Annotated in this window: 21 protein-coding genes; 7 read left to right on the top strand and 14 right to left on the bottom strand. The window is 40.3% G+C overall.

The window, feature by feature from the left end:
- The first annotated feature begins 26 nt into the window (after positions 1-26).
- Positions 27-2,228, top strand: coding sequence for a CotH kinase family protein (locus VK179_14880; protein HLO60030.1), 2,202 nt, complete (start codon positions 27-29; stop codon positions 2,226-2,228).
- Between the two features lie 2 nt (positions 2,229-2,230).
- Here VK179_14880 and VK179_14875 read toward each other — a convergent pair whose 3' ends face one another.
- Positions 2,231-2,758, bottom strand: a complete 528-nt coding sequence (locus VK179_14875) for a C40 family peptidase (protein ID HLO60029.1) — start codon at positions 2,756-2,758, stop codon at positions 2,231-2,233.
- A 231-nt stretch (positions 2,759-2,989) separates the two neighbouring features.
- Here VK179_14875 and VK179_14870 point away from each other — a divergent pair, with 231 nt between their 5' ends.
- A complete protein-coding gene (locus tag VK179_14870) occupies positions 2,990-4,015 on the top strand; it encodes a polysaccharide deacetylase family protein (GenBank protein HLO60028.1) in 1,026 nt (341 codons plus the stop codon).
- A gap of 1 nt (position 4,016) precedes the next feature.
- The gene (locus tag VK179_14865) at positions 4,017-5,093 is read left to right on the top strand and encodes a hypothetical protein (protein ID HLO60027.1); all 1,077 of its coding nucleotides are present in this window, start codon (positions 4,017-4,019) and stop codon (positions 5,091-5,093) included.
- On the opposite strand, the gene VK179_14860 is transcribed toward VK179_14865, so the two are convergent.
- From VK179_14860 to VK179_14850, 3 genes are all read right to left on the bottom strand, one after another.
- The gene (locus VK179_14860; GenBank protein HLO60026.1) at positions 5,087-5,506 is read right to left on the bottom strand and encodes a hypothetical protein; all 420 of its coding nucleotides are present in this window, start codon (positions 5,504-5,506) and stop codon (positions 5,087-5,089) included. The two genes, VK179_14865 and VK179_14860, sit on opposite strands and share 7 nt — an antisense overlap.
- A gap of 173 nt (positions 5,507-5,679) precedes the next feature.
- On the bottom strand, positions 5,680-6,417 hold the full coding sequence (locus VK179_14855; GenBank protein HLO60025.1) for a response regulator: 738 nt from the start codon (positions 6,415-6,417) through the stop codon (positions 5,680-5,682).
- Positions 6,418-6,459: 42 nt separating this feature from the next.
- Positions 6,460-8,583 carry a histidine kinase dimerization/phosphoacceptor domain -containing protein gene (locus VK179_14850; GenBank protein ID HLO60024.1) on the bottom strand — a complete coding sequence of 708 codons (2,124 nt, stop codon included), beginning with the start codon at positions 8,581-8,583 and terminating at the stop codon, positions 6,460-6,462.
- 96 nt (positions 8,584-8,679) lie between these two features.
- On the opposite strand from VK179_14850, the gene VK179_14845 reads away from it, so the two are divergent.
- The gene (locus VK179_14845; GenBank protein HLO60023.1) at positions 8,680-9,033 is read left to right on the top strand and encodes a DUF2752 domain-containing protein; all 354 of its coding nucleotides are present in this window, start codon (positions 8,680-8,682) and stop codon (positions 9,031-9,033) included.
- On the opposite strand, the gene VK179_14840 is transcribed toward VK179_14845, so the two are convergent.
- From VK179_14840 to VK179_14815, 6 genes are read right to left on the bottom strand one after another with little or no spacing between them, the layout of a single operon-like run.
- On the bottom strand, positions 9,030-10,373 hold the full coding sequence (locus VK179_14840) for a DUF58 domain-containing protein (protein HLO60022.1): 1,344 nt from the start codon (positions 10,371-10,373) through the stop codon (positions 9,030-9,032). The two genes, VK179_14845 and VK179_14840, sit on opposite strands and share 4 nt — an antisense overlap.
- A gap of 12 nt (positions 10,374-10,385) precedes the next feature.
- The gene (locus VK179_14835) at positions 10,386-11,360 is read right to left on the bottom strand and encodes a MoxR family ATPase (GenBank protein ID HLO60021.1); all 975 of its coding nucleotides are present in this window, start codon (positions 11,358-11,360) and stop codon (positions 10,386-10,388) included.
- An 8-nt stretch (positions 11,361-11,368) separates the two neighbouring features.
- Positions 11,369-12,556: a DUF4350 domain-containing protein gene (locus VK179_14830; GenBank protein HLO60020.1), complete on the bottom strand. Its 1,188-nt coding sequence runs from the start codon at positions 12,554-12,556 to the stop codon at positions 11,369-11,371.
- Entirely contained in the window at positions 12,543-13,271 is a 729-nt protein-coding gene (locus VK179_14825; GenBank protein HLO60019.1) for a hypothetical protein, read from the bottom strand. Before VK179_14825 ends, VK179_14830 begins: the two co-directional genes overlap by 14 nt.
- 1 nt (position 13,272) lies before the next feature.
- The gene (locus VK179_14820; protein HLO60018.1) at positions 13,273-14,139 is read right to left on the bottom strand and encodes a hypothetical protein; all 867 of its coding nucleotides are present in this window, start codon (positions 14,137-14,139) and stop codon (positions 13,273-13,275) included.
- Positions 14,120-15,097, bottom strand: coding sequence for a stage II sporulation protein M (locus tag VK179_14815; GenBank protein HLO60017.1), 978 nt, complete (start codon positions 15,095-15,097; stop codon positions 14,120-14,122). Before VK179_14815 ends, VK179_14820 begins: the two co-directional genes overlap by 20 nt.
- Positions 15,098-15,173: 76 nt before the next feature.
- Here VK179_14815 and VK179_14810 point away from each other — a divergent pair, with 76 nt between their 5' ends.
- Positions 15,174-15,887 carry an RDD family protein gene (locus tag VK179_14810; GenBank protein ID HLO60016.1) on the top strand — a complete coding sequence of 238 codons (714 nt, stop codon included), beginning with the start codon at positions 15,174-15,176 and terminating at the stop codon, positions 15,885-15,887.
- Positions 15,888-15,890: 3 nt separating this feature from the next.
- On the opposite strand, the gene VK179_14805 is transcribed toward VK179_14810, so the two are convergent.
- Both VK179_14805 and VK179_14800 read right to left on the bottom strand, forming a co-directional pair.
- Positions 15,891-18,203: a hypothetical protein gene (locus tag VK179_14805; GenBank protein ID HLO60015.1), complete on the bottom strand. Its 2,313-nt coding sequence runs from the start codon at positions 18,201-18,203 to the stop codon at positions 15,891-15,893.
- Positions 18,204-18,255: 52 nt separating this feature from the next.
- The gene (locus VK179_14800; protein HLO60014.1) at positions 18,256-18,876 is read right to left on the bottom strand and encodes a dihydrofolate reductase family protein; all 621 of its coding nucleotides are present in this window, start codon (positions 18,874-18,876) and stop codon (positions 18,256-18,258) included.
- Positions 18,877-18,986: 110 nt separating this feature from the next.
- On the opposite strand from VK179_14800, the gene VK179_14795 reads away from it, so the two are divergent.
- Positions 18,987-20,996 carry a TonB-dependent receptor gene (locus VK179_14795; protein ID HLO60013.1) on the top strand — a complete coding sequence of 670 codons (2,010 nt, stop codon included), beginning with the start codon at positions 18,987-18,989 and terminating at the stop codon, positions 20,994-20,996.
- Here the strand turns inward: VK179_14795 and VK179_14790 are convergent, their stop codons facing one another.
- Together VK179_14790 and VK179_14785 are read right to left on the bottom strand one after the other, a co-directional pair.
- Positions 20,997-22,790: a glycoside hydrolase family 15 protein gene (locus tag VK179_14790; protein ID HLO60012.1), complete on the bottom strand. Its 1,794-nt coding sequence runs from the start codon at positions 22,788-22,790 to the stop codon at positions 20,997-20,999.
- Between the two features lie 85 nt (positions 22,791-22,875).
- Positions 22,876-23,535: an NAD-dependent epimerase/dehydratase family protein gene (locus VK179_14785; GenBank protein ID HLO60011.1), complete on the bottom strand. Its 660-nt coding sequence runs from the start codon at positions 23,533-23,535 to the stop codon at positions 22,876-22,878.
- 93 nt (positions 23,536-23,628) lie between these two features.
- Here VK179_14785 and VK179_14780 point away from each other — a divergent pair, with 93 nt between their 5' ends.
- Entirely contained in the window at positions 23,629-26,145 is a 2,517-nt protein-coding gene (locus VK179_14780; protein HLO60010.1) for a hybrid sensor histidine kinase/response regulator, read from the top strand.
- The last annotated feature ends 1 nt before the right edge of the window (position 26,146 follow it).

The raw sequence follows: 26,146 nt of genomic DNA, 5'->3' as shown, positions 1-26,146 counted from the left end.
TACGATAGGTATTTCAATCTCATTTTATGCGGAAACAAATACTATTTTGCTCTGTCCTCACTATTTTCTTACTGAACCACGCATTTTCACAGGTAGCTGATCACTGGGAGTCCATCATTTATGCGGACGACACCTGGCGTTATAATATTAATACCGGTACATACCCGGATGCCGGTTGGTATCTGCCTTCTTTTGACGATTCTTCATGGCTCCGGGGACCAGGAGGTTTCGGATATGCCGATAATGATGATGCCACCGTAGTTCCGAATCCGCCTTATCCTGTTTCTATTCAGATCAGAATTGCTTTTGATGTTACCGATACTTCGCTTATTGCAACAGCTGTACTTAACATGGACTATGATGATGGTTTCATAGCCTGGATCAACGGTACAGAGGTTGTACGCTTCAATATGGGCAATGCTGGTGATGATCCGGCATTTTCACAACCGACCACCGATCATGAAGCGGTCATTTACCAGGGACAGGTACCTCCATCCTTCCTTATTTCAAAACAAAAACTGGCTTCCTGTTTAAAAAACGGACAAAATATCCTTGCCATCCAGGTCAATAATTTTGGCAGTGCTTCAAGTGACCTCAGCTGTATACCATATTTATCAGCAGGCATTACAACTACAGATCGTATTTACAGGGATGTGCCGTATTGGTTTGCTGCACCGTATACCGGGTTCCAGGGATCCACTCTGCCGCTTGTTATGGTTAAAACAAACGGAACAAGTATCGGATCAGAGGTTAAGGTGATGGTTGACTTCGGCATTGTGGATAATGGCGCAGGAAATCTGAATAAACCCGATGATCCGTGGAATGGCTATAAAGGCAAAGCCGGAATAGAATACAGGGGCTCCTCATCCATGATGTTTCCCAAAAAAAATTACGGATTTGAAACGAGAACAATATCAGGAACTGATTCCGCTGTTTCACTGCTTGGAATGCCTGTGGAAGCCGACTGGGTCATGCACGGGCCATATTCAGATAAGTCGCTCGTAAGAAATAAACTGGCGTACGATTTATCCAGACGGATGGGCCATTATGCCCCGAGAACCAGGTTTTGCGAACTTTTTGTTGACAACCAGTACCAGGGTGTTTACGTGATGATGGAAAAAATCAAGCGCGACAGTAACCGGGTAAATATTGCTGTGCTCGACAGTACGGATATATCCGGATATGACCTCACAGGAGGCTATATAATTAAAATCGACCGTTCAGCTGACGGCAGCTATCTCGACGGGTGGTATTCACCGCACCTGGGCAGTGGCAGCCAGGGGATAGGACCATTTTTTGCCTGGCACTACCCTAAATGGGAAAACATCCTTCCTGTTCAGATGAATTATATCAAAAACAAAGTCACTCATTTTGAGGATGCCTTGTTTGCGCAGAATTACAGGGATCCTTACACCGGATACAGGCCCTATATTGATGTCATTTCTTTCATTGATTATTTTATCCTGGTTGAAATGAGCAAGAATGTGGATGGCTACAGGTTAAGCACATTTTTATATAAAGACAGGGATGACAGGGATCCGCGTATTCATATGGGACCGGTTTGGGATTATGACCTTGCTTTCGGAAACGCTGATTATTATGATGCTTCGGTAACTGAAGGATGGAATTACCCGATAATAGCAGACGGATGGGGAACACCCTTGTGGTGGACACGATTTATGTTGGACAGTTATTTTACCGACAATCTGAAATGCAGATGGTCAGCTCTCCGTGAAGGGGTCCTTTCCGACGAATCGATTTCCGATATAATAAATGCATATACTGATTCTATCGGAGATGCACAGAACCGAAATTTTACACAGTGGCCGATTCACGGTATGTACGTATGGCCCAATGCTTTTGTAGGTAACAGCTACTTCGAAGATGTGAACTACCTGAGAACCTGGATACTCAACCGGATTGAGTGGCTTGATGCAAATATGCCCGGAACCTGCACTGTAACCGAAAATCCGGATGAGCAATCACAGTCATTTTCGGCGACCATCCGTCCGAATCCCGGTCGTGGTTCAATTACTGTAGAATTGAGAAATCCGGAACATCATAAAGTAGCAATATCGATTGTAAATTTGGCCGGTATAACCATTGACTCCGGAATAGCCGGAAATGAAAGTTATCTGTTTAAGACTTTCGCAGCCAATCCGGGCTTATACCTGGTGAAAATTTCAGATGGATTGAGTGAACTTACACTTAAAGCCCTGGTGGAATAATTCTAATTGATGATGTTCCCGAAACCTGCCAGGTGCTTTTTAAAATATATGTTATCAAGGGAATCAATGGATACCTGTCTTCCGGTTCGAGGTGCATGAATAAATGAGTTATCTCCCAGGTATATCCCTACATGAGAAACCCTGTGACCCCTTGTAATAAAAAACACAAGGTCACCGGGTTTTGCCTTCGTTCCGGCAAGCCGTTTGCTTGAATGAAATTGCTCAATTGAAGAATGGGGCAGCGTATAACCAAATTGGCCGTAAACGTACTTAACATAGCCTGAACAGTCAAATGCATCGGGATTTGACTGACCCCATTTATAATTGACACCGATAAACTCCCTGGCTTTTTCAACAATCAGCAGGCGAAGTGTGTCATCAATAACTCCGGTCTGCTCTGTTCTGGCAAATGAAGAATCTTTTCCATGTACTTCCGGAGCATCATCAAAAATAACCTGAACGTCCTGGGAATAAGTAAATGATGCAATTAATAAAACCGGAAACATTACAATCAGCAACTTCCCTTTCATGCGCAATTTTTCTTTGAGCAATATAATCAAATCAACTTTTTAAACATCCCTTAAATTGTGAGATTGTAAAAATGATTGTCATAAAAAGTGTTAATTTTATTACTGTTTAACATTCCTTGCACCTAAAATCACTGATCTGTAAGCATTTTCTGGTATGGAAAACAACGTTATTTATAAAAGGTTCATTTTGAACTTTGTGCAGTCCTGCATGATCACCGGCAAAATCTATATATGAAAGACGTATTCCTGCAAATAGCCGGCGCTTTCAGGTTCCTCCCGGATAATCTGCTTTTATCACCGGCAAGAAAAGCGTGTTTGTTTCCCGTGTATCATGCAGTCTCTGATGACGAACTGATTCACATCAAACACCTGTACCCAATAAAATCAGTTAAGCAATTCGAAAGGGATCTTGATTTTTTCCTCATGAACTTTACCCCGGTTGATCCGCTTGAACTTGTAAATTCTTTAAAACAGGGAAAATTCAGGGAAAACACATTTGTTCTGACTTTTGACGACGGACTAAGACAATTTTATGATGTCATCGCCCCGATTTTACTGAAAAAGGGATTACCGGCGATTTGTTTTCTGAATACTGCCTTTATAGGCAATACAGGGCTTTTTTACAGGTACAAGGCCGGCATTCTTAAGGAAGTCTTTAATGAAAGGAATATTTCAAATGCAACAATCAGCAGTATACACAAGCTAATCACCTCATATAACCTCCATTTCGATCATGACGGAAAGTTTCTTCTGAGTATATCATATGAAAACAGGTCAGCTATGGATGAAATCGCCATCCTCCTGGATGTTGATTTTGAAAGTTATCTGAAGCATGAAAAACCTTATCTGGATGCTGAACAGATCCGGACTTTGTCGGGCAAAGGCTTCATTTTCGGCTCTCACAGTGTTGATCATCCCGTATTCAGTTCACTGAACACCGAAGATCAGCTTGCACAGATAAAAGAAAGCACCGATTATGTGTGGCAAAACTTTTCACCACCTGTGCGTCTTTTTTCCTTTCCTTTTACCGATTTTGGTGTCAGGCAGGAATTTTTTGACCGCGTTCTCAATTCGCAACCTCCATTGGCTGATTTTACATTCGGATGCGCCGGACTTAAGTATGACATGATCGCAAGGAATATTCAGCGCATTCCCATGGAGGAGAGAGGACTTCCGGCACAAGATATTATGAGGGGAGAAACCCTTTATTTCAGAATGAAATCGGTCATCGGAAAAAATACAATCCAACGTTCATAGTATGGATGTGAAAACATATAACCGGCAACAGCTAAGGATTTTTATTGAGTCCGATGAATTCAGGCATCTTGACAATATACCGATCACCACTCATCGCGCTCTTTCGCAAATCGTGAATCCCCGGTGTGATGATGAAGATGTATTGCTTACAGCGGTTTACAGGGAACATAGACTGATCGGTTACCTTGGCGTGCTGCCGGACAGGATATTTTATAACAATTCTGGTTATAAGTGCGGTTGGCTATCCTGTTTCTGGGTCGATGAAAATTCAAGAAATGAACCGGTAGCAGCCACCCTGCTTCTTAAAATAATGGAAGCATGGGATTACAGGATCCTGATAACGAATTTTGTTCCAAACCTGGCTGCGCTATATCTCAGATCGGGGATGTTTCTTCCGCCTTTAACCATGACAGGCATCAGGGGGTATCTCCGTTCAAACCTGGCTGAAATATTACCGCCCAAAAATCAATGGTTCAGCAAGATAGCCTTTTTTCTCAGGTTCACTGATCATATTATAAATGCCGTAACGGATATTCGGTTTTACAGGATTGGTAGAATGGTTACAGGATATTCCACGCCGGAACAGTTGGATGAGAAAGACGAACAATTTATATGTGAACAAAACATACATTCGCTGACGCGTCGAGGTGCTGCGGAACTTCAATGGATCATCAACCATCCCTGGGTTAAAGAAAGTAAACCCAACGAGGAAAGTCGCCGTTATTACTTTTCTTCAGTAAGTATGAAGTTCAGGTACCGGTTAATTAAGATATCAAAGAATGAGGAGGTTTCTGCATTTGCATTAATTTGTATAAGAAACCAGCATCTGACTGTTCCCTATGTTTTTTCAATATCGGGATACAATGAATTGGCTGACATACTTTTTAACCTGATGGTAAAAGAAAAGCTGGGTAGAATTACAGTATTTCATCCGGACCTGGTGAAAGCCTTTACAGAAAGAAGGTTCTCTTTTCTTTTAAAAAAGAAAATTCAGAAACCCTATATTTTCTCAAAAAGATTAAAAGATGTTGCCGAATTGAAATTCAACGACGGGGACGGAGACTGTGCCTTTTATTGATCCTTATTTTCAACTGCCCGTGATTGGTTGATGTCATTAACTTCGGCAACAGGTTTATCATCGGAATCGATTTTCAGAACATAAAGTCCGAAACCGAAATTCTTGAGGTTTATCTGGTTATTAATGGCGTCCAGTTTTACAGTTTTAAGTACTTTTCCATCCATATCTGAAATGGTACCAGTATATACTTTTTTAAAATCGGCCATTCGTACGACATTCACAACCGAACTTGTTTTCAAAGGGAATACAAGTAATTCACTATCCCTGAATGAATTCTCGTTAAGCAATGCATCATCAATGGTTTCGGAATTGGTAACCACCGTATCAGCAAGATATGATATATTAATACTTACCTGACTGAAGCTCGTAGTCAGAATATTCAGCAGCAATAAGCCGATTAGTCCTTTTTTCATATAACAGGTTGGATGTTGGGGTTACAAATATACAGCTTATTTTCAAATCATTGGGAAATTTGAAAATAAATCAACATTGAAAATTCGGAATTCTCAACTATACAAACAAAAATTTGTGGTTTACAGGCTGAATCTTTATATGAAAAGTCAGGATACAGGGATAAACTGCAATTTTACAAATCAAGCTTCAGTGATGAGCGTATCTGGTCTAAATAAGCACGACCAATAGGGATTTTATTAATACCGAGCCATACCTGGTTGTGATCAATTGCTGTTATATATTTTGTATTAATGCAATACGATTTATGAATTTGTAAAAACAGTTCCGGTGGAAGTTTCTCCTTGAATTCCTTTATGGTGGAACGGATCAGATGACGGGCTTCTTTACAGTGCAATTCAAGGTAATTGAGTTCTGATTTTATCCATATCAGGTCATCAAATTTTATTTTGATCAGCATATAATCTTTCCTGATAAATATACTGTCTCGGATCACCACACTTATTGAATCGTCATGTGCTATTTCAGCTGTATGTCTCTTCTCATAATTGAAAAGAGCAATTTCAATAGCCGTAAAAAGATCTGCCTTTTCAAAAGGCTTAACGATATAACCATCCGGCATAACATGTTTTGCCCTTTCCACTGTTTTTGCGTCAGAATAGGAAGTAATAAAAATGACCGGTATATCCATTTTTTTCCTGATGATTGATGCCAGATCTATTCCGTCATCAACACCTTTCAAATGAATATCGATAAGGGCAATATCCGGCATTTCATGTGAAAGGATTTCTTCTGCCTCCTTTATATCAACAGCTATACCAGTGACTGTATGGCCCATATCATTTAACATTCCCCGAATATCCTCAGCAATTATGAGTTCGTCTTCCGCAATGAAAATTTTTACAGCACTCATAAGGCTTATATTTTTATATAAAAATAATTGAAAAAGAGATTCTTAACAATTTTCATCAAAAAATATAGAAAATGAAGAGCCATTATGATTTCTGAATTCAAAAGATGCTTTAATCTGTCTTGACAGGATTCGCACCAGTTTTAAACCCAGGGTGTCTGTGTTTTCGGGATCAAAACCTGGCGGAAGACCTTTCCCATTGTCTGTTACGCTTAGCATACATTTTGTGACGCTGACTTTTTTGAAGACTACATCAATTTCTCCTGAATCACGATCTTCGAAAGCATATTTATAGGCGTTGGTTGCAAGCTCATTGGTAATTAAGCCGAGAGGAATCGCAGTATCAATATCAATATGGATATCTTCGGCATAAACCCTGTATTGAATTTTTGATCCTGGCCGGATATAGGCACCCTGAAGTGAAGCCAGGAGCTGTTCAAGATATTTTGGGAAATCAATACGTGTAAATTCTTCAGTCTGGTATAATAACTGATGTATCAATGCCATTGATTTGACACGGCTCTGGCTTTCTTTTACTGCTGACCGGGTTTGATCATCTGTTATATGACCCGATTGGAGATTGAGGAGACTGCTGATAACCATTAAATTATTTTTCACACGATGGTGAATTTCCTTTAATAAGGATTCCTTTACCTTATCCGCCTTTCTTGACCGGAGATAACTTTTGTACACGAAAAATGCCGAAATGATAATGATAAATCCCAGGATCAGTGAAAAGCCAAGTTCCGTCCTTTTTCTTTTCAGCCGTGTCTCAAATTCGAGTTTTTCGCTTAAATGATTTAATTCGAGAATATTTGATTTCTTATCATATACATGCTGCAATTCGAGCTGTGTTATACGTTTTATATTTTTGCCGCTGACGATACTGTCGTTGATCCGTCTGTTAATAACCAGGTAATCAAATGCTCTTTTATAATTACCGGTTTTCGAATAAGCTTTGCTTAATGCTCCGGACGCTTCCTGTAATATTACCGGTTCTTCATATTTCTGTGCTATTGAGTAACTTCTTTCAAGATTTTCAATACCCGGCGAGTAATTATTTTTCAATAATTGAAGCTTACCAAGGAGAAGAAATGTTTTTGCCAATCCTTTTTCATTGTTTATTTCCCTGTCAATTCTCATGGATCGTTCAGTGCATGTGAAAGCCTTATCTATACTGTCATTCAGAAGATAATACGTATTGGCAACATTATGAAGAGAATTACTCAGGGCTGGTTTAAAATTCATTTGTTCCCTGACTGATAATGCTTTCAGATGATAATTCAATCCAATACTGTAATTATTCAACGCATTATAGGCTTCACCAAGGTTAGTGTAGGTAATACTGAGCTCATACTGGTTATTCTGATGGCTCAGAATTTTTTCCTGCCTAAGATAATATTCAATAGCTTTATCATATTCCTGGAGGTATAAATGGGCCAATCCCACACTCCCTGTTGCATTGGCAATTTCAACTGAATCGCCTGACTGTTCAGATAATTTAAGGGCTTTATAAAAGGCTTCTATGGCAAGATTTAAATAGGCCTGGTCGATGTAATGATTACCAAGGTTATAATAACTGTTGGCCATTTTCTTCTTGTCGCCTATTTTCTCAGCAGTGATAACCATTTCCTGCATCAATGAATCAACTGCCTTTGAGTGATGAAGCTGGTTATGCAGGTAGGCAAGGGCTTCAAGACAATCATAGACTTTCGGGTAATTTTTGATTTCAGCATATAATTCTTTTGATTTTTCAGCAAAGACAAGCGATTTTTCGAGATCCTGTAAAACACTGTAATCGTAACTCAGGCTAAAAAGAACAAGTGCCATGCGATTTTTATTCCCGCTTTCCCTGTAATAGTCATACGCTTTGTTCTGTAAATAAATAGCCGTGTCATAATTGAATTTATAAAAAAAGGCAACACCCATAAACTCATAGGAGTCACCAATTCCATTGATATATTCAGCGCGTATTGATTTCTGCAAAGTCTGGTTTAAAATACACAGGGCTGAATCGGGTTTTTTTTGCAGAATTGTCGTTGCATAACGAATTGTTGAATTAATACCCGCGGTATCTCCAGGCACTGATATAGTATCCGACGGTCCGAATCGATGACATCCGGTAAGAATGATAAGAAGGCCCACGACTGTTATGCAGGTTTGTTTCATGGGTAAATAACAGAGGCCATTGAGAATCAATATACTAATTTACTAAAAAGGAACGATATAAGAATATTCAATTCAATATAATAGTTATATTGCCGTATGAATGTGAAGATCCCGGTGAAATATTATTTTATTACCGCAGGAATTGTCTTGTTCCTCGTTTTACCTGAATCATGGGTATTTGGCGGCAAATCACTATGTATCTTTAAAAATGTCTCCGGGTACCAATGCCCGCTTTGCGGAATGACAAGGGCCACATTCCTTGCATTACGGTTTCATGCTGAATCGGCGATTCATTATAATCCCCTGGTAGTATTTTTGCCTTTGCTTTTACTTTCTGAAATCATTTTTGATCTCAGATTCGATGCAGGTAAGTCGATCCGCAATAGTATCCGGATCGCCTTCAGTTTGGGTTTGCTTGTACTCTTTTTTATAAGGATAATCTTTGCCTAAATCAATCCTCTGTCTTTAAGCTCAAGATATTTATTAACAAGATTAACAGTGAGATCAGCAGGCCGTGTCAGAACAGAGAGAATACCGTGCTTTGTCAATTCACGTGTAATTAAAGCTTTATCATAAATGAATTTTTCAGCTATGGTTTGATCATATATAGCTTCAAGATTCATGGCTGATTCCTTTTTTCTGTATTCTTCAATTTCAGTGTTCAGAAAAACAACGACAAGCAAAAGATGGCTTCTTGATATACGCTGGAAATAGGGAAGCTGGCGTTTAAGCGAAGCCATTGATTCAAAATTGGTATACATGATCAGCAGGCTTCTGTGGGGTATTAATTTTTTTACCGAGGCAAAAAGTAATTCATAATTCGATTCAGCGAAACGGGTTTGCTGGTCGTACAGTGCCTCAAGCATGGTTAAAAGCGTATTACTTTTCCTTTCGGCTGCTATAAAGCTGTTTACCGCAGTATTAAATGTGATAAGTCCTGGTTTGTCGTGCTTAAACAGTGCTGTATTTGCTATAATCAACGAAGAATTTATCGAATAATCCAACAATGACAGGTTATTAAAGGGCATCTTCATCAAGCGGCCCATATCTATTATATTGTACACCTGCTGCGAACGTTCGTCACGGTATTGGTTTATCATCAATTTCCCCCTTTTCGCAGTGGCTTTCCAATTAACAGTTCTTGCATCATCACCTGCAACATAATCCCGTATTTGCTCAAATTCGGTATGGTGGCCCGTTCGCCGGATTTTTTTAATTCCGGCATCCGTTAACGTGTTTGAAATAGCCATTAACTCATATCTTCTTATATTCAGAAAAGAAGGATATACGGGCACATTGATGGCCTCTTTGTTAAAAACGCACCTTCGCTCAAGCAAGGCCAAAGGACTTTTCACATAAGCCAGGGTCCTGCCGAATGTATGTACGCCCCTGAGTGTAGGTCTCAAGGTATATTCGAGCTGTTTTTCCTGTTGAGAGCCCAATCTATGTCTTATCGAGAAATTTCTGACCTGGAACTGCACAGGGATCTCATCAATCAACATTAAATCAACAGGAAATGCGTGGACATTTTTAAAATATATATTAACCCGGTTCATATCGCCGTTTGAAAATTTATCCGGTAATTCTCTTTTTAACAGGAGAATCTCCCTGCGGGTAAAAAACAGAAGGTATAAATCAAAGAAAACAAATACTGTTAAAACAAGAAGCAGGATCTTTGCCATTAAAAAAAGCGGGTCATACAGATAACCGGTAATAAACAATAAAATGAGAAATACAGCCGAATAGTAAAAACGACGTGCAATATACAGATTGCTGATTATGGAAAACACCTTATTCACCTTTCACCGTGGTATTTCAACTGAAGCAATCACATCTTCAATCACCTGCTTTTCTGTAAGTCCTTCCAGTTCTTTCTCGGGAGTAAGGTAAATACGGTGATTTAATACCGGGTAAAGAACTGTCTGAATATCCTCAGGGATAACAAAATTCCGGCCGTTCATTGCTGCTATTGCTTTACATGCTGTAAGAACATTGATAGATGCCCGTGGTGATCCTCCAAGATAGATTGAAGCATGATTTCGTGTCTTCTGGATAACTTCTGCAATATACCGGATTAGCTGTTCTTCTATATGTATGAAACGGACAGAACGCTGATACGAAGTGAGCTCTATACCTGAGAGGACTGGTTTTATTAATTCGGTTTCCTTAATGTCTTTGCGGTCATTTGCCTTTTTAAGGATTTCAATTTCCTGTGCCAGGTTCGGATAGTTTATGTTAATTTTAAAAAGAAATCTGTCGAGCTGGGCTTCCGGCAGTCGGTATGTGCCTTCATGTTCAAGCGGATTCTGAGTGGCAAATACGAGAAACGGATTTTCCATCGGGTATGTCTTGCCGTCAATGGTGACCTGTCTTTCTTCCATTACTTCAAACAGGGCGGATTGTGTTTTTGCCGGGGCCCTGTTGATTTCATCTATAAGGACAATATTGGCAAAAATTGGCCCCGGGATAAAATCAAAGGATGATGTTTTGGCACTAAATACCGATGTCCCCGTAACATCCGACGGCATCAGATCTGGTGTGAATTGTATTCTTGAAAATCTGGCATTTATCAGCCTTGCCATCACTTTAGCTGTAAGTGTCTTGGCAATTCCGGGCACTCCTTCAAGTAATACATGTCCGTTGGAAAGAACAGCCGCAATAAGCATGTCGATCATTTCATGCTGGCCTACTATTATTTCGGCTATTTCATTCTTCAACTGGTTAACGGCATCCTGTAATGGTTTAAAATCAAGGATATTATTCTCTTCAGTAATCATAGGATTTATTATTTGCACTTTTTATAAAATTCCTCTATCAGGAAATTGATTCGAATTAATTCTTCGGCATTAAGATCGAGACTTTTTTCAGTATATGCAGCACGCCTCAGCATTTCATCAATCAGATCAATACCTGCACCTGTCTTTTCAGCAAGTGATTTTATGTTTTCTTCTGAAAAATCGATTGACCTAAATCCATACCGGTTTCTCAGAAATTCCCTGAGATAAATTACTTTCTTTTTAGCGATATCGATATGATTCTGGCCTTTGTAATAAAGCTTTCCGATTGATTTGATGAATTCAAGCGATGAGTTCTGAGGTGGATCTATTATTTCAATGGCATGCTGTCTCCTTTTTGCACCGAATATCAAATATACCAGGATGGTAAAGGTTATCAGATACCAGGCTGAGCGAAGAGATTTTTCACTTAAGATATACCTCATGGGTGAAGCATCAATAACCCGGTCGGGTTTGTAAAACTGGTCCCAAATAACAGGTAAAACAGGCATTGCCGACAGCACAGCGGCAGCATATTGATGATTGCTGTAAAGGATATGATAATTGGTAAGGGCCAATGGCTCACAATGCATGAATATTTTACCTTTTCCGAATTCAGTCATAATATAGTCAGGCCTTTCAAACCGGTCAGTGCCTAAAACAATAACGTGATCAGCCGAGTCGATATTCATAAAATAATGTTCCGACATCCGCCTTGAAAAATGAAATGCAGAATCATCAGCATAGTACGCCAGGTGCAATTTTTCAGGATACTTTTTAAGGACCGAGGTATCAAGAGTAGTCTCGTTATCCTTTATCCCCAGTGTATCACACAATTCCTCAGAAAATGAAAAGGCCGACATAAAAACATTGTTTCCTTTGGAAACGAAATGAAGCAAAGCCTGTAAGTCAAGTGAATCGGGATAGAAATCTGTTGTAACAACAACAAGATTTCTTTTGTTATCACCTGATTTCTTGAGTGAAATAAAGAAGCTGCTGTTATTTTCATCAATGGAGGATCCCGTGAATATGTCCTTCAATAAGAGCCTTGTCACGCTGCACCCGTAAGGAATTTTTTTGTATCCGCTGAAGCTTACTGACCAGTCGACCTGTTCAGGTTGCATATGCTTGATTACAATAAGCATTGCAAAGAGTAGGACCGGAATAAAGACTATATGTTTCTTTTTAATCCTGAACATATAAGTCTGTATTAAATTCAGCAAATTCAGGTAACACAGAGTCCAGTTCAGTTCTGCTCAAATCATATTTGCCGTACCATACCCGGTTATAAATGTCAGTGAGCCTGAGGAATTTTTGCCTCGTCAAAGAATCACCTATTTCAAATGAATAATCCCTGTTCGTTTTTTCAGCTGATAATTGAATCTTTCGGCTATTATTGAGGTCTTTCAGCAATTTCAAATGAGAAAAACGGATGGCGTCTTTGTATTTATTCAGGGCTATTGCTTCAGAAATTGCCTTTTCAAAATCGAATTCATCAGGCAGGCTTATTTCCCGGAAATACACATTTTCTTTTTGTTTTTCGAAATAGAATAGCCTGTATAATTTTGTTTTTGTGGCGATTACATAAATCAATAATATCAGAATTACAATAATCAGTATTCTGAACCCAACCGGCCAATAACTGAATGCTTTCATTCCGAAGCCGATCATTTTTACGATCCAACGCAAAAGCCTTGCTAAAATACCTGTCTTGGCAGGAGGTTTATAAAATTCACCATAATCATACTTTTTATCCTTTAGAATTTCGTTGATCCTGTTTTCGGAAGGGATTCTGATCCCGTTTTCCGGGAAAAAAGCTTTCACCGGGCTGACGGAAACAGAATCCCCGGCTTTCAATTGACCGAAGAAAATGATTTCAGCAAAAAAACAGATTAACAGGACCTTACGGATCATGTTATGATATCTGATCTATTTTTTCCTGTAATGAAGGCCTGTCCTTTAATTCAACCAGGCTGAAATAGTTGAATATTAGAATGATCAGCGGAATTGAAATAAGAACATAAGTGACAAGCTGAGTAATAGAATTAAGAATATAGTAGCCGGTCGAAATATGCACCTCGGCATGACTCGCTAGGGCAAATAGTGTTTTGAATCCCATGAGCATTGAAGGGATAGAAAGCAACAAACTAATCATATACACGAGTATGTAAGAGACGATCATCAACCCGAATGTAAGCCACCATTTTTGGGCGGTTAGCTGAAAGCTGCGGTTAAACGAGTTTCCAAAACCTTTCTGTTCATAAAAATAGGCAGGCAGAATGAGGGATAAAGACACGGCGAGGATGATTCCTGGTATAATACAGAAAATAGTACCAATTATTATGAGAATAAAACATATGAGTGATATTCCAAGAACGGGAAATATCCTGGATTTAACTTCATTCCATACTTCTTCGGTTGTAAAATTTCCTTTTCCTTTTTCGATATAAAGCTTAATATATCCCATGATGGTGCATTGGAGAACACTCATTCCAACCATATAAATCATCATCATCAGGAAAATATATTTATATGCCTGACCCACCATGGATAGTGATTCCGAGAGATCTGTCGAGTTTTGTAAATTATAGGAATTCATTAATTGTTGTGACTGAATTCCAAAAACAACGCCAATTATTGAAGCAATAATCAGGAAGGGCATGGCATACAAAAGTATTGCCTTTCCGAGTGGTTTAAACTCTTCACCAATAAAGGTAAAAGTGGAATTAAAGATTTCTCCGAAATCGCGGATACTTTTAAAATTAACCGGATTGTTTTCCATAATAAGGGTTTTTAAATTGTGAAGTATTGGGGTAAATGAAAAAATAATAAGCAAGGATGACAGCTGATAAAATGATTATTGAAAGCCTGAGCACGAAAGGCGCATGCGTGTATCGGGTAATAAAACCTTCAAGAAAACCGGCCACAATGAAGAACGGTATAAGGCCGGCTACCAGTTTTATGCCTTTTAATGCACCCATTCTGAATGACACCGAACGTTTGTAGGTGCCTGGAAAAACGATTCCTTTTCCAAGGATAATACCTGCTGCTCCGGCAACGATGATAGAAAATATTTCAATTGTTCCGTGGATCCAGATGGTTGAAATGGTCTCAAAACTAAAACCTTTCTGCATTAAAAAACTATGAAAGGTTCCCAGCATTATACCGTTTTTTAAGAGGATCATTCCAGTTCCCAGCGGTGTGAACAAACCACAGACAAAAGCCTGGAATGCAACATAAATATTATTTAATGTAATGCCCAGGAACATATCCACCTGGTTCATACTTTTATAAACGGCAAGAGGATCACCCTTCTCAATGTTAGCCAGGGTCATGTTTATGTAGTGGTCACCCATTATGATCCGCGCGAATTCAGGATCAAACAGGTTTGAAAGCCACCCAGTCATTGAGGCAAGAAGCAGAATTAAAAAAGACACAGTAATTTCCCTGTAAGAACCCTTTACAATGGTTGGATATTCGGTTTTCCAGAAATGTACAAACAGGTTGCTTTTTACCGGTTTGTTCTGATATATGAGACGATGAGCTTTCTGAGCCAGGTTATTAAGATAACCGTTAACCGGCGAATTGGTGAAATAAGTCCGGGCATAGGAAAGATCATCGGTCAGGCGGATATACAAGTCCGAAATCTGATCAGGATTTGACTGATAACCAGTTTCCAAAAGCTCTTCGAATTCCTTCCAGTGATGTTGATTGGTATGAAGAAAACGAATTTCGTTCATTAATGTTAACCTGATTCGAATACATTCGTAAGATATCAAAAAGTTTTTCAATTTTACATTCCCGCGGGCACATTTTATGGACAATATTGCAATACTGACTTCACAAAACATTGCTATCGAACAAACTCCTGCAAGTGTAGGGGAGAGGATATTGGCTTCGGTAATTGACTATGCGTTTTGTTTTGCTTATATGATGTTAATGCTGTTGTTTTCAGGAATAATTGATAATACTTCAACTGTGTTTATGCTGTTTGTATTCGGCCCCCCTGCCTTTTATCACTTTGTGAGTGAAATGGCAATGGATGGACAGAGCTGGGGGAAAAAGATAGTGAAGATAAAAGTGGTGAAAATAGACGGTACTGAAGCAGATTTTGTTACTACGCTGATCCGGTGGATTTTCAGAATTGTAGATATATGGTTTTTATTTGGCAGTATATCCTGTATAACCGTTATTCTTAACAAAAAAGGTCAGCGGTTAGGTGATATGGCAGCCAATACAACAGTTATCAGGTTGAAGGAAAAAGAATTCACGGAAACACTGTATACTTCAATTCCTAAAAATTACGTTCCCCTTTTTTCACAGGTTTTTAAATTATCGGATTCAGACATTTACACAGCACGTGATGTAATTGAATATTTAACCGATTCCTATTCCAGTGAGCAATCCATTGAAATGGCACAAAAAGCAAAGACAGCACTGTCAATGAAAATGGGCGTAGATTCAGAACTTAGTCCCGAGAAATTTTTGCAGGCCGTTATTAAAGACTACAACTATATCCATTCAAGATAATTGTCATTCAGGATCACCGTAAAGTGTACCCCGACCGTGTGTGCCCACATACACCCTTCCATATTTCTTCGGATCCCCTGTTATATGCAATAATAGTCCCCACTGGTGCTGATCATCGTTAATTCTTACCCAGTTTTCTCCTGCGCTGTCTGACCTGAATATTCCTCGCATTCCATTGATGGTTCCTATAAGATAAAGTGCAGGGTAATCTTTTCCCGGAGCGCTTTTCCCGAATCCAAAAGCATGAATTTCACTTACCCCGTTGGTTTTAATAAAATCTGTCCTGTTGGTGGAACGATACAATCCGTCGAATGCTGCAACCCAAACTTCACCCTCTTTACCCGGAGTGCTGTAAATACGGTCCTGGCCACCCCTGTTGTCGGCCCTGTAGCCTCTTGTTGTAATACCTCCGGGTAGAGAAAGGGTCTTTTCTTCAAAGGTCACTCCTCCGTCTAAGCTTATATACCATTTTTCCCTGAGCACATCACAGGCATAGAAAAGCATCGGATTCATGTGATCGGCCACAACCCTCGTGCTTTCAGGAATTCCGGAACATTTGGTCCATGTGGATCCTTTATCAGTGGTTCGGTATACGGGAAATTGCTGAAACCTGCGGTTCTGACCAAAACCTTCATTCACAGGATCAGGCGACCAGATCCAGGTTTCACCGTCAGCTGAAACGGCTATATCACCCAGTGAGGCTCCGGGTTCAGGAACATTTGCAGGACTCCATGTTTTTCCCCCATCGGTTGAATACCCTATAGTTTTACCCGGGTTATCTCCTGTGGCGCGGCCTACCCTCACGATTATATCGGGGTTGTTTTCTGCGCATGCTATACCGTTTGTGTTTCCGAATCGGGGATTAGAAAAATTATCGTCAGGCACAATGTCAGGATCAAAATGAACGGCACCGCCATAATCACCGATTGCAGTGATGACCTGGGCGCCTTTTGAAGGACTCAGCAATTCAAGCGGAACTGTTTCTTCAATTCCTGTGCTCAGAACCTGCCATGTAGTTGGCTTACCCGCATCGAGATCAGTGAGGTTAAATGTTTCATGTCCACCGTAACCGGTTGTAAACAGGGCGTGATCGGGATTAAAAGGATCGATTTCAAGATCAAAGAGCCAGTGAATACCTGTATGTGCGGTGTATGGAGCGGCCTTTGATTCAATTTTTCCCCCGTTGGCAAACACCTGTTTCCATGACTTACCGCCATTGGTACTGCGGAATATATCTTCACCGTTATCAACCTGGTAGCGATTAAATGAGCTTACTATCAGAATATCAGGATTATCACTCTGTACGGCAATACCCGCATAACCAAAAGCTCTTGTTTTGGGATCGGGATGATCTGGTGTTATATCGGTCCAGGCGGAAGAATGCGGATCATATTTCCATACTGCGCCGTCCGTCATTCTTGACGGTCCTGGCATGTTACCATAAGTAATATAAAGAGAACCGTTTTTGGCCATTACCGCATGGGTAGGCCTGTATGCAACAGGTTGTCCTTTTACCGGTTCCCAGCTTTTTCCGGCATCACGGCTTACCAACAGGTTTTCCCTGTTCATCAGCGATACGCCGGCATAGATAACCTGGCTGCCTTTTCCTTTTTTACCACTTTTACTGTCAAACAACACAAAAATAATCCCTGATCCGCGGTTCATCCGTAACCACCGGGTTATACTATCCTGGTCATGCATCCTGGAAGGTGCTTTTTCTTCAACCGAAGGAAAACTCTCAACTTTTGTCCATGTTGCTGCTCCGTCATTGCTTTTCCACAAACCGGCATTCCGTGTTCCAAAATAAAGTATGGAGGAGTTATTAGGATCAACTGCAAGTCTTTCACCATTGCCCCGGCCATCTTCGTTGCCTCCCATCTTGAAAGGCACATCGGCCCGTTTGAAAGTCTTTCCCCTGTCGTCCGACCGTAGAATAGCTCCGTTGGGTGTGCCGGGATTTGTATAGGTGCCGCATGCAATATAAAGTTTATCAGGATTCTGCGGATCAAGCGCTATGCTTTCAACTCCCATCAGGTTGCGGTCGTCATAGGATATCCAGTCAAGGAGAGGTTCCCATCTCATTGTAACCGGGTTTCTTCTGTAAGCACCTCCCATGTCGGTCCGGCAATAGCAAAGATTTTTTTCGGCAGGATGAAATACAAATCCGTCAACGAAACCGCCCCCTGCATACTGAACACTTTTCCAGTCATATTTTTGGGTTGGAACAGTGACCTGTGCGGAACAGGTATAAAATGACGAATATAAAAAGAACAGCATGAGAAATGCCCTGAACACCAGTAATGAAAGCTTTTTCATTGAGAAATATGTTAGTCTCAACGAAAATACTAATTGATTCGGAATATTGAAATTATTTCTCTGACTGAATATTTGAAGTTACGGCAGCATTCTCTGAATTCTGCTCCTTAAAAGGCTTTACATAACACAATGCGGTAATACCGCAGTCAAATGACGTGGAATATACAAGCTGCAGGTTAAGTTTATTTTCAAGTGAAGAGAACAGTGATCTTCCTTTACCGAGCGCTACTGGATTTACAAAAATATTGTATTCATCAATCAGATCGGTTTCAATAAGCGATGAAAGAAAGGTTACGCCGCCATAGGCAATTATATCCCTTCCCTTCATTTGTTTAAGCCTGATAATCTCATCCCTTAAATCTCCGCTTACCAACCGGGTATTCTTCCAGGGATTGTTTTCCATTGTTTTAGAAAATACAACCTTCGGGGTTTCAACCATTTTTTTTGCAAAAGTGTCAGAGGCCGAGGCATCATTCAGGCGGTTTTGCCAGGTATCTATAAACCCGTGGGCAAGGTTGCGTCCCATTATGACACAATCAACGGGTCTGGTGAGATTAAATACATATTTCTTGAGTTCGTTATCCCAATTTCTGACCATCCAATCCATTTCGCCACCAGGCCCTGCAATAAAACCGTCGATTGACGTCTGCACCTGCACTTTTAACTTTCTCATTACAATAAAAACTTAATTGCAGTTATATAAACATATCTTTTTTCTATTTGTTGTGTACCCCGTGTTTTAAACAAAAACATCTTCCCAGAGGTTATTGCATAAACTTAATAATGAAGCCGGTCGCATTTTTTTTCCCTCTTTTACTTTTCTTCACAATACCGGATATATACGCTCAGTTTGCCGATTCAACCTTTGTTCTGGATGAAGTAAAAGTAAGTGCTTACCAGGTAAGTTCCGCTTTTCGTTCAATCCCCGGAAGTATTTCAGTAATCACCGGCAGGGATTTTCAGGAATCGGATAACACCCAGCTGTTCTCGGTTTTAAACTCAATGCCCGGTGTGACTGCTCAATCCGGTACTTACACAACCAACCGGATTGTAATCAGGGGAATGGGAAGCCGTACGCCATATAATACAAACAGGATCCGGTTTTACCTGGATGATATTCCTTTAACCTCTTCAGACGGCCTTTCTTCACCTGAAGAAATAGAACCGGAAAACACAGGACGCATTGAAATTGTCAAAGGCCCTTCTTCAGCGCTTTATGGCTCAGGACTTGGAGGAAGCATAAATGTGTATACTCCTGACGTAAATGAAAACAATACAACGGTAAATGCCCGTTATGGCAGCTTTAATACCTCACGATTCAGCGCAAGTCATTCTTTTTATTCAAAGAATTCAGCCGTATGGTCAAGCCTGGCCAACCTGCATTCACAGGGCTGGAGAGATAACAGCACGTATGATCGCTCTTCATTGCTGCTGGCTGGAAAGGGAAGGAGAATTGATTTTCTTTTTCTGTTAAACCGTGTGAACAGTGAATTACCTTCTTCACTGGGATTGACTTTATTCAAGACAAAGCCGGGGTCAGCCGCTGAAAACTGGAAGAAATCCGGTGGATTTAAAAAATATGTAAGGGCTGTTGCAGGAATAGCAATTAACAGTAGAATATCAGACAAAACAACAAACAAATTCATTCTTTTTGCCAAAGGAATTGACAGTTACGAGAAGAGACCTTTTAATAACCTGGATGATGAATCGACAGGCGCCGGGATACGCGAGAAATTTACAGTTCACCGTGCGAAATCGGACTGGCTTGTCGGATTTGAATGGATAACGGAGCAGTACAGGTGGAATCTTGATACAAACGATTTCAGGATAAACCGTAACCGTGAAAACAGGAATCATGCAAACCTTTACTTTATAAGCTACCAAAAACCTCTTCCGGGTCTCACAGTTTCTGTCGCTGGTGCCATGAATTATATTCGTTACAGGCTTAATGACCTGTATCCTGAAAACGGCGATCAGTCTGGTAAAAGGAATTTCCCATTGATAGTTTCACCCCGGTTTGGAGTTAATTATAACCCGATTCCGGAAATCGCTTTTTATGCTTCAGCAGGTCATGGCTTTTCATTGCCCTCACCTGATGAGACTCTTCTTCCGCAAGGTGATGTTAACCGGAATATTAAGCATGAAAAAGGATGGCAAATTGAGGCCGGTACCCGTCTTAATCTGGTTCATAACCGGATTTCAGCAGACATAGCTGTTTACAGGATCGATCTGAGTGATTTGCTTGTAACCAAACGATTGTCAGAAGATGTTTTTACGGGTATCAACGCAGGAAAAACACGCCATTATGGTATTGAATTATCGAGTCGCATTTTAGTCCTGCAACATAATTCATTTCCGGGAAATCTATCCCTGTCCGGCTCTTTTACAAGATCGATGAATCATTTCCTTGAATTTTCAGACAACGGAATTGATTTTAAAGGTAATATTCTGCCCGGCATTCCTGCCTGTGCCACTTCAATTCAACTTGAATGGCTGCCTGTAGAAAAAGTTCAAATTGCTGCTGAAATGAAAAGTTCGGGAAAACAATATCTTAATGATGCCAATACACTGGTGTATGGATCATATTCCGTTCTCAATGCAAGGGTGAATGTACAATTCACACAGGGAGGTAAGCTGAAATCAATGCTTTATGCTGGACTGAATAATATTACAGATTCAGCTTATGCCTCAATGCTTGTTGTTAATGCTCTTTCAGTGAATGGAAGTGAGCCACGCTATTTTTACCCGGGTATGCCCCGGAATTTATATGCCGGGTTGTCGGTAACTTTCTGATCAGGGTTTAATGAATCGTGAGGTGATTTTTTCTTCTGAGAACAATGAGGCTGTGCTTATAAGCGCCAGGTGTGAATAAGCCTGTGGAAAATTGCCGAGAAGCCTGCGATTATGAAAATCAATATCTTCACTGAAAAGTCCCACGTGATTTGAACAAGAGAGCAGGTCATTGAATATTTTCTCTGCTTCGTCTTTTCGTCCGGTGTTATACAGGGCTTTGATAAGCCAGAAAGTACAAATCGTAAACGCTGATTTGGGTTTGCCGAAATCATCCATGGTTGTATACCGGTACATCAGACCATTATAAAACAGGGCATCCTTAACGGCAGTGACTGTTTTCGTAAATTTCTCATCTTCGGTTGTTATAAAGCCATATTCTGCAATTAACAGCAGGGAGGCATCCAAACTGGTGCTTTCATACGACTGGGTAAAAGTCTGCAGTTCTTCATTCCATCCGTTCTTATAAATATCGGCTTTGATTTCGGTTGCCAGGCCCTGCCAGTCGTCGGCATATGAATTCTTATGAAGGAGCCTGGCAATTTTGGCTGCACGGTCCATAGCCACCCAGCTCATTACTTTTGAAAATACAAAATGGCGGCCTTCGCCTCGGAATTCCCAGATTCCCTTATCAGGCTTTTCCCAGTGAGTTGTAACAGTCTGAATTATATTTCGGACTATTTCCCAGATATCCTCTATTTCATCAAGAGTTCCTGCAAAATATTCGTAATAGCGGTGAATAACATTCAGGAGGTATCCAAAAACGTCATTTTGCTTTTGCAGGTAAGCGGCATTTCCCACTCTTACAGGCCTTGAGTTTTCATATCCCGACAAATTGGACAGTTCGGTTTCGGTGAGGTCTCTTTCACCCCTGATTCCGTACATAATCATGAAGGTATCACTTTTTGATTTCAGGATTCGCATAATGAATCCGAGAAACCGGCGGGCAGCATTATAATGTCCCATTCCCAGGAGAGTGTCAACCGACATGGATGCATCGCGCAGCCAACAGAATCGGTAATCCCAGTTTCTCACTTCGCCGATGGTTTCAGGGAGGCTGGTTGTAAGTGCCGCCAATATGGCTCCTGTTGAATCATACGACATGATTCTCAATACAAGAAGGCTGCGCTGAATGTATTCGTTGTAGCTTTTGAATTTCTTCGACCGGTTTGTCCAGTTCAACCAGTAAACTTTTGTTCTGTGAAACTCAAGATAAACACGGTTCAAATCCATGTCTATGACTTTCTGGTTATAGGAAACCAGGAGGTAATGGTCCGAATTAATTTCGATTTCTCTTTTTTCAAGGATATCATTCAGATCAAAACTCGAATACAGGTAAATGCAATCGGTCGGCCAGTCAGTTGAATAAGTTCTGATATGATCGTCCTGTATGACATGGGCAACCGGGTCTCGGGCATAATTAAGAATCGGGTTATACTGTATTCTCACTTTTGGTTTTCCGGAAATGTGCTGAATCAGACGGTGAATTTCTGCTGGGCGAAAATACTCGCGGTCAGTTATCTGGTAACGGGGCATAAAATCAATGATATCAAAGGCACCTTCCGGAGAAGAAAAGCTTGTCCTGAGAACATTGGTATTATTAATATATTTCTGGTTAATTGTATAACTGTCATTAACTTCCAGGCTGAAATACCCGCCTTTTTCATAGTCGAGAAGCCTTGCAAACACTGAAGGAGAATCAAAATCAGGCATACAACACCAGTCAATGCTACCATACTGTGATATAAGTGCTGCACTTCTGCAGTTGCCTACAACACCATAATTCAAATTGTCCATGAACTCTTCTGTTTGGATTTGTTTTACCGGGGTTGGACCCGTTCAGAGAAATAACAAACAAAACACCTTAATTTCCAATAAGTATTCAAATATCACTGGAAAACAATTCGTTGGATTCTACATAAAACTTTTCTTTCGGAAGTTTCGTGGCCTTTATCATGGCTTTGGCCACCAAACCGGCATCGACCCCCCTGTATTTTTTCAGAGGGCCGACAAATATCCAACCCATAGCTTTCATCATGGATATGGCAACTTTCTCGCCGAAACGGGTTTCATTTCTTTTTCCCATTAAAAGGGAAGGCCGGATAAATTTCAAATTTCCCTTGTATTTATTCCTGACAGCATATTCCATTTCACCTTTGGTTCTCAGGTAAAAATTCTTTGATCCCGGATCAGAACCGACTGAAGAAATCACAATGAGATTGGGAATTGACATATCCTGAGCGATTTCTGCAATCCGTAAAGGAATTCCAAGGTCAACCATTTTAAAGGCATCCTGTGATCCGGCTGTTTTTATTGTTGTTCCAATGCAACAGAAATAGTCATCGGCTCCCAGTTTTCTCTTATGATCAGGAAGATTGTTAAAATCCCTGAGAATTAAGGTTTCTACTTTTGAAAAGTGAAGATCGGTATCCTTGCGTACAACAGCCATCACCCGTTCGTACTCATTGTTGAGCGCCAGTTCTCTTACAAGCGCTGTTCCTACCATACCTGTTGCACCAAAAACAACTGCAGATCTTTTCATAATAACTGTTTTATACAAATTTGGTGAAATTATTGCAGAACTTTTAAGTGAGGGACGTGTTATTATCTGAAATGGTAAAACTACTGTTGGTTAATGCGAAAGCCTCCCCGGGAAACGGTTAAAACAAAAATCCTGCTTGGTTACTTATTTCTGACTGGAATTGCCGCATTTACTGTGTGGCTTATTTATTCCGAAATTCTTCTGTATTCAGAAAATAAAACGAGGATAAGTAAACTGAATAATAAGATCTTGTATTTCAATTCGGTACTTACAAACCTTTACCAGGCTGAATCGCTTGAAAGAACCTATTCGCAAACCGGCAATACAGTACATTATGAGAATTACGAGAAGCTCATGGATGCGATTCATTTGCAGTTTGATTCGTTATCTGTGTTGGCTGATAACCCGGCCGAGAAGTTTCATACCGACAGCATACTGAGCCTGCTCGAAATGAAAAGAAGAAACTTCCGTGAACTCATCCTGATCAAGAGGAATACTTCCGCCGACATGTATGAAAAAGCGCTCAGCCGGTTCAATTATAACCGTGACTCAATCTCCTCGATGCTTAGCAAACGCGGTGCAATTACGAATAAGAAGGAAAGCACACTTAAAAAGATGAAGTTTCTTGAAAGGCTTTTGGATGCATTTAACCAGCCTGATACAACAGATTCTTCGACTACTTTCAGTAAGTCACCCCCGATAATTCAGATTGATACGGTCACAAATGAATTCAATGCCGCTGATTCTGTGATACAGTTCTTGTCATCCATTCTGGCTGATCTTAGAAATGAAAGCAGGAACAGTGAAGAACTACTCAATAAAAAGGAAAGCGCCGTTCTGGCCAACGACCGCACTATTATGCTTCAGTTACGTGAAATGCTGACCATTTTTGAAAAAGATATTTTCGTCAACTCTCTTACCGAACTTCAATCATTGCAGGACAGGATAAGGCTTACAACCTGGTACCTGATTGCTCTGGGTGCCCTTGCATTGGTTGTCATTGTATTCTTCATTACACTTATTCTTAAAGATATTACAAAAAGTCAGCATTACCGCTTTGAACTTGAACAGGCAAAAGCGTTTTCAGATTCGCTCCTCAAAACAAAGGAGCAATTCATGCTCAGCATTACACATGATTTGAAATCACCGGTTGCTTCTGTCACAGGTTATGCGCGTTTATTACATGAATCGGAAGATAAAGATAAAAAGAGGCATTACCTGGAGAGTATCAATAAGGCCGCTGATCATATTCTGAAAATGATCAGTGATCTTGCTGATTTTACGAGGCTCGAAACCGGGCAGATGAAAATTGAACCGGTGCCTTTCAGCATTCATTCTCTCACAAATGAATTATATGATACCTTTTACCCGCTGGCTGTTACAAAAAATCTCGAATTTTCAGTTTTTGACCATATTGAAGGTCCGGCTGTATACATTAACGATCCTTTACGGATAAAGCAGGTACTTGGAAACCTGATATCAAATGCAATAAAATATACGTCAAAGGGGAGCGTTCAGGTGAATGTGTTAATTGAAAAGCATGAGAATTCATCCGATACTCTCAGGTTTGAAATATCCGATACAGGAGTAGGAATTTCTGAAAATGACAGCAAAATTATTTTCAATGAATTTACCCGACTTGAATCTAAAGAAGGATTAAAGAATGAAGGTGTCGGGCTTGGTTTAAGCATTGCCCAACGGATTGTTAAGCTTCTTAAAGGTTCAATTTCCCTTGAAAGTACGCCGGGTTCCGGAAGTCGTTTTACAGTTATTCTTGCACTTGACCGGTCGCAGTTGCCGGTTGAAGAAATGAATAAGTATGAGGCCGTGCCTTTGCAATCACTTGTAAGTACTGGCAAAATCATGGTTATTGATGATGATGAAGTCTTTCTTGAAATGACATCAGAGACAATTGAAAAAGCGGGAATGCAGGTTATCCGGTGTAATTCTGCCCTTCAGGCCATTCGTATAATGGAGCATTCGGTTCCGGAATTGATCATTACGGATATTCAAATGCCCAATATGAATGGACTGGATTTGCTGGCTTATCTTCAGCGCAAAAATGGAAAGAAGATACCTGTAATTGCCGTTACAGGGCAGGATTCTCCTGATTTCAGCAATGTAGACCTGTCTGCGTGTCTTAAAAAGCCTTTCCCTGCCCATGCATTGCTTAAGGCAATTGATAGGGCCCTTGGAAAGGATAAAGTAAGAAAAGATATAATAGAAAGAAGCATTGAAAAAAATGGTTCCATACCTGTTTCAACCCCATACAATCTCGACCAGATAAAGCAGTTCGCCCTGAATGATGAAGAAAGCATTCATAAGATACTGGTATCTTTTGTTGAAACCAGTTTTGAACATCTCAACCTGTTCAATCACCTGACCGGCCAGCATGACAGGAAATCTCTCGGTGAACTTGCCCATAAAATGCTCGCCATGTTCCGCCAGCTTGAGGCATGGGATATTGTGAATAATCTTTTGGTCATCGAACGAAGTCCCGATTATAATTTAAACGATAACCAATGGGCTGACCTTGCAAAAGAAACTGCCGCCCGGATTGAGTCATTCATTGATTTATTCTGTGAAGAGCAGGGTATTCTGATTCGCTGAT

The organism is Bacteroidales bacterium (assembly GCA_035299085.1).
Taxonomy (GTDB): domain Bacteria; phylum Bacteroidota; class Bacteroidia; order Bacteroidales; family UBA10428; genus UBA5072.
Note: the sequence above shows the minus strand (reverse complement) of the source record. Positions and strands in the feature narration are given on the sequence as shown.

Bases quoted from the DNA above. Each gene is read 5' to 3' on its own strand.
- VK179_14880 (HLO60030.1), top strand. From the start codon at position 27: ATGCGGAAACAAATACTATTTTGCTCTGTCCTCACTATTTTCTTACTG.
- VK179_14875 (HLO60029.1), bottom strand. From the start codon at position 2,758: ATGAAAGGGAAGTTGCTGATTGTAATGTTTCCGGTTTTATTAATTGCA.
- VK179_14870 (HLO60028.1), top strand. From the start codon at position 2,990: ATGAAAGACGTATTCCTGCAAATAGCCGGCGCTTTCAGGTTCCTCCCG.
- VK179_14865 (HLO60027.1), top strand. From the start codon at position 4,017: ATGGATGTGAAAACATATAACCGGCAACAGCTAAGGATTTTTATTGAG.
- VK179_14860 (HLO60026.1), bottom strand. From the start codon at position 5,506: ATGAAAAAAGGACTAATCGGCTTATTGCTGCTGAATATTCTGACTACG.
- VK179_14855 (HLO60025.1), bottom strand. From the start codon at position 6,417: ATGAGTGCTGTAAAAATTTTCATTGCGGAAGACGAACTCATAATTGCT.
- VK179_14850 (HLO60024.1), bottom strand. From the start codon at position 8,583: ATGAAACAAACCTGCATAACAGTCGTGGGCCTTCTTATCATTCTTACC.
- VK179_14845 (HLO60023.1), top strand. From the start codon at position 8,680: ATGAATGTGAAGATCCCGGTGAAATATTATTTTATTACCGCAGGAATT.
- VK179_14835 (HLO60021.1), bottom strand. From the start codon at position 11,360: ATGATTACTGAAGAGAATAATATCCTTGATTTTAAACCATTACAGGAT.
- VK179_14830 (HLO60020.1), bottom strand. From the start codon at position 12,556: ATGTTCAGGATTAAAAAGAAACATATAGTCTTTATTCCGGTCCTACTC.
- VK179_14825 (HLO60019.1), bottom strand. From the start codon at position 13,271: ATGATCCGTAAGGTCCTGTTAATCTGTTTTTTTGCTGAAATCATTTTC.
- VK179_14820 (HLO60018.1), bottom strand. From the start codon at position 14,139: ATGGAAAACAATCCGGTTAATTTTAAAAGTATCCGCGATTTCGGAGAA.
- VK179_14815 (HLO60017.1), bottom strand. From the start codon at position 15,097: ATGAACGAAATTCGTTTTCTTCATACCAATCAACATCACTGGAAGGAA.
- VK179_14810 (HLO60016.1), top strand. From the start codon at position 15,174: ATGGACAATATTGCAATACTGACTTCACAAAACATTGCTATCGAACAA.
- VK179_14805 (HLO60015.1), bottom strand. From the start codon at position 18,203: ATGAAAAAGCTTTCATTACTGGTGTTCAGGGCATTTCTCATGCTGTTC.
- VK179_14800 (HLO60014.1), bottom strand. From the start codon at position 18,876: ATGAGAAAGTTAAAAGTGCAGGTGCAGACGTCAATCGACGGTTTTATT.
- VK179_14795 (HLO60013.1), top strand. From the start codon at position 18,987: ATGAAGCCGGTCGCATTTTTTTTCCCTCTTTTACTTTTCTTCACAATA.
- VK179_14790 (HLO60012.1), bottom strand. From the start codon at position 22,790: ATGGACAATTTGAATTATGGTGTTGTAGGCAACTGCAGAAGTGCAGCA.
- VK179_14785 (HLO60011.1), bottom strand. From the start codon at position 23,535: ATGAAAAGATCTGCAGTTGTTTTTGGTGCAACAGGTATGGTAGGAACA.
- VK179_14780 (HLO60010.1), top strand. From the start codon at position 23,629: ATGCGAAAGCCTCCCCGGGAAACGGTTAAAACAAAAATCCTGCTTGGT.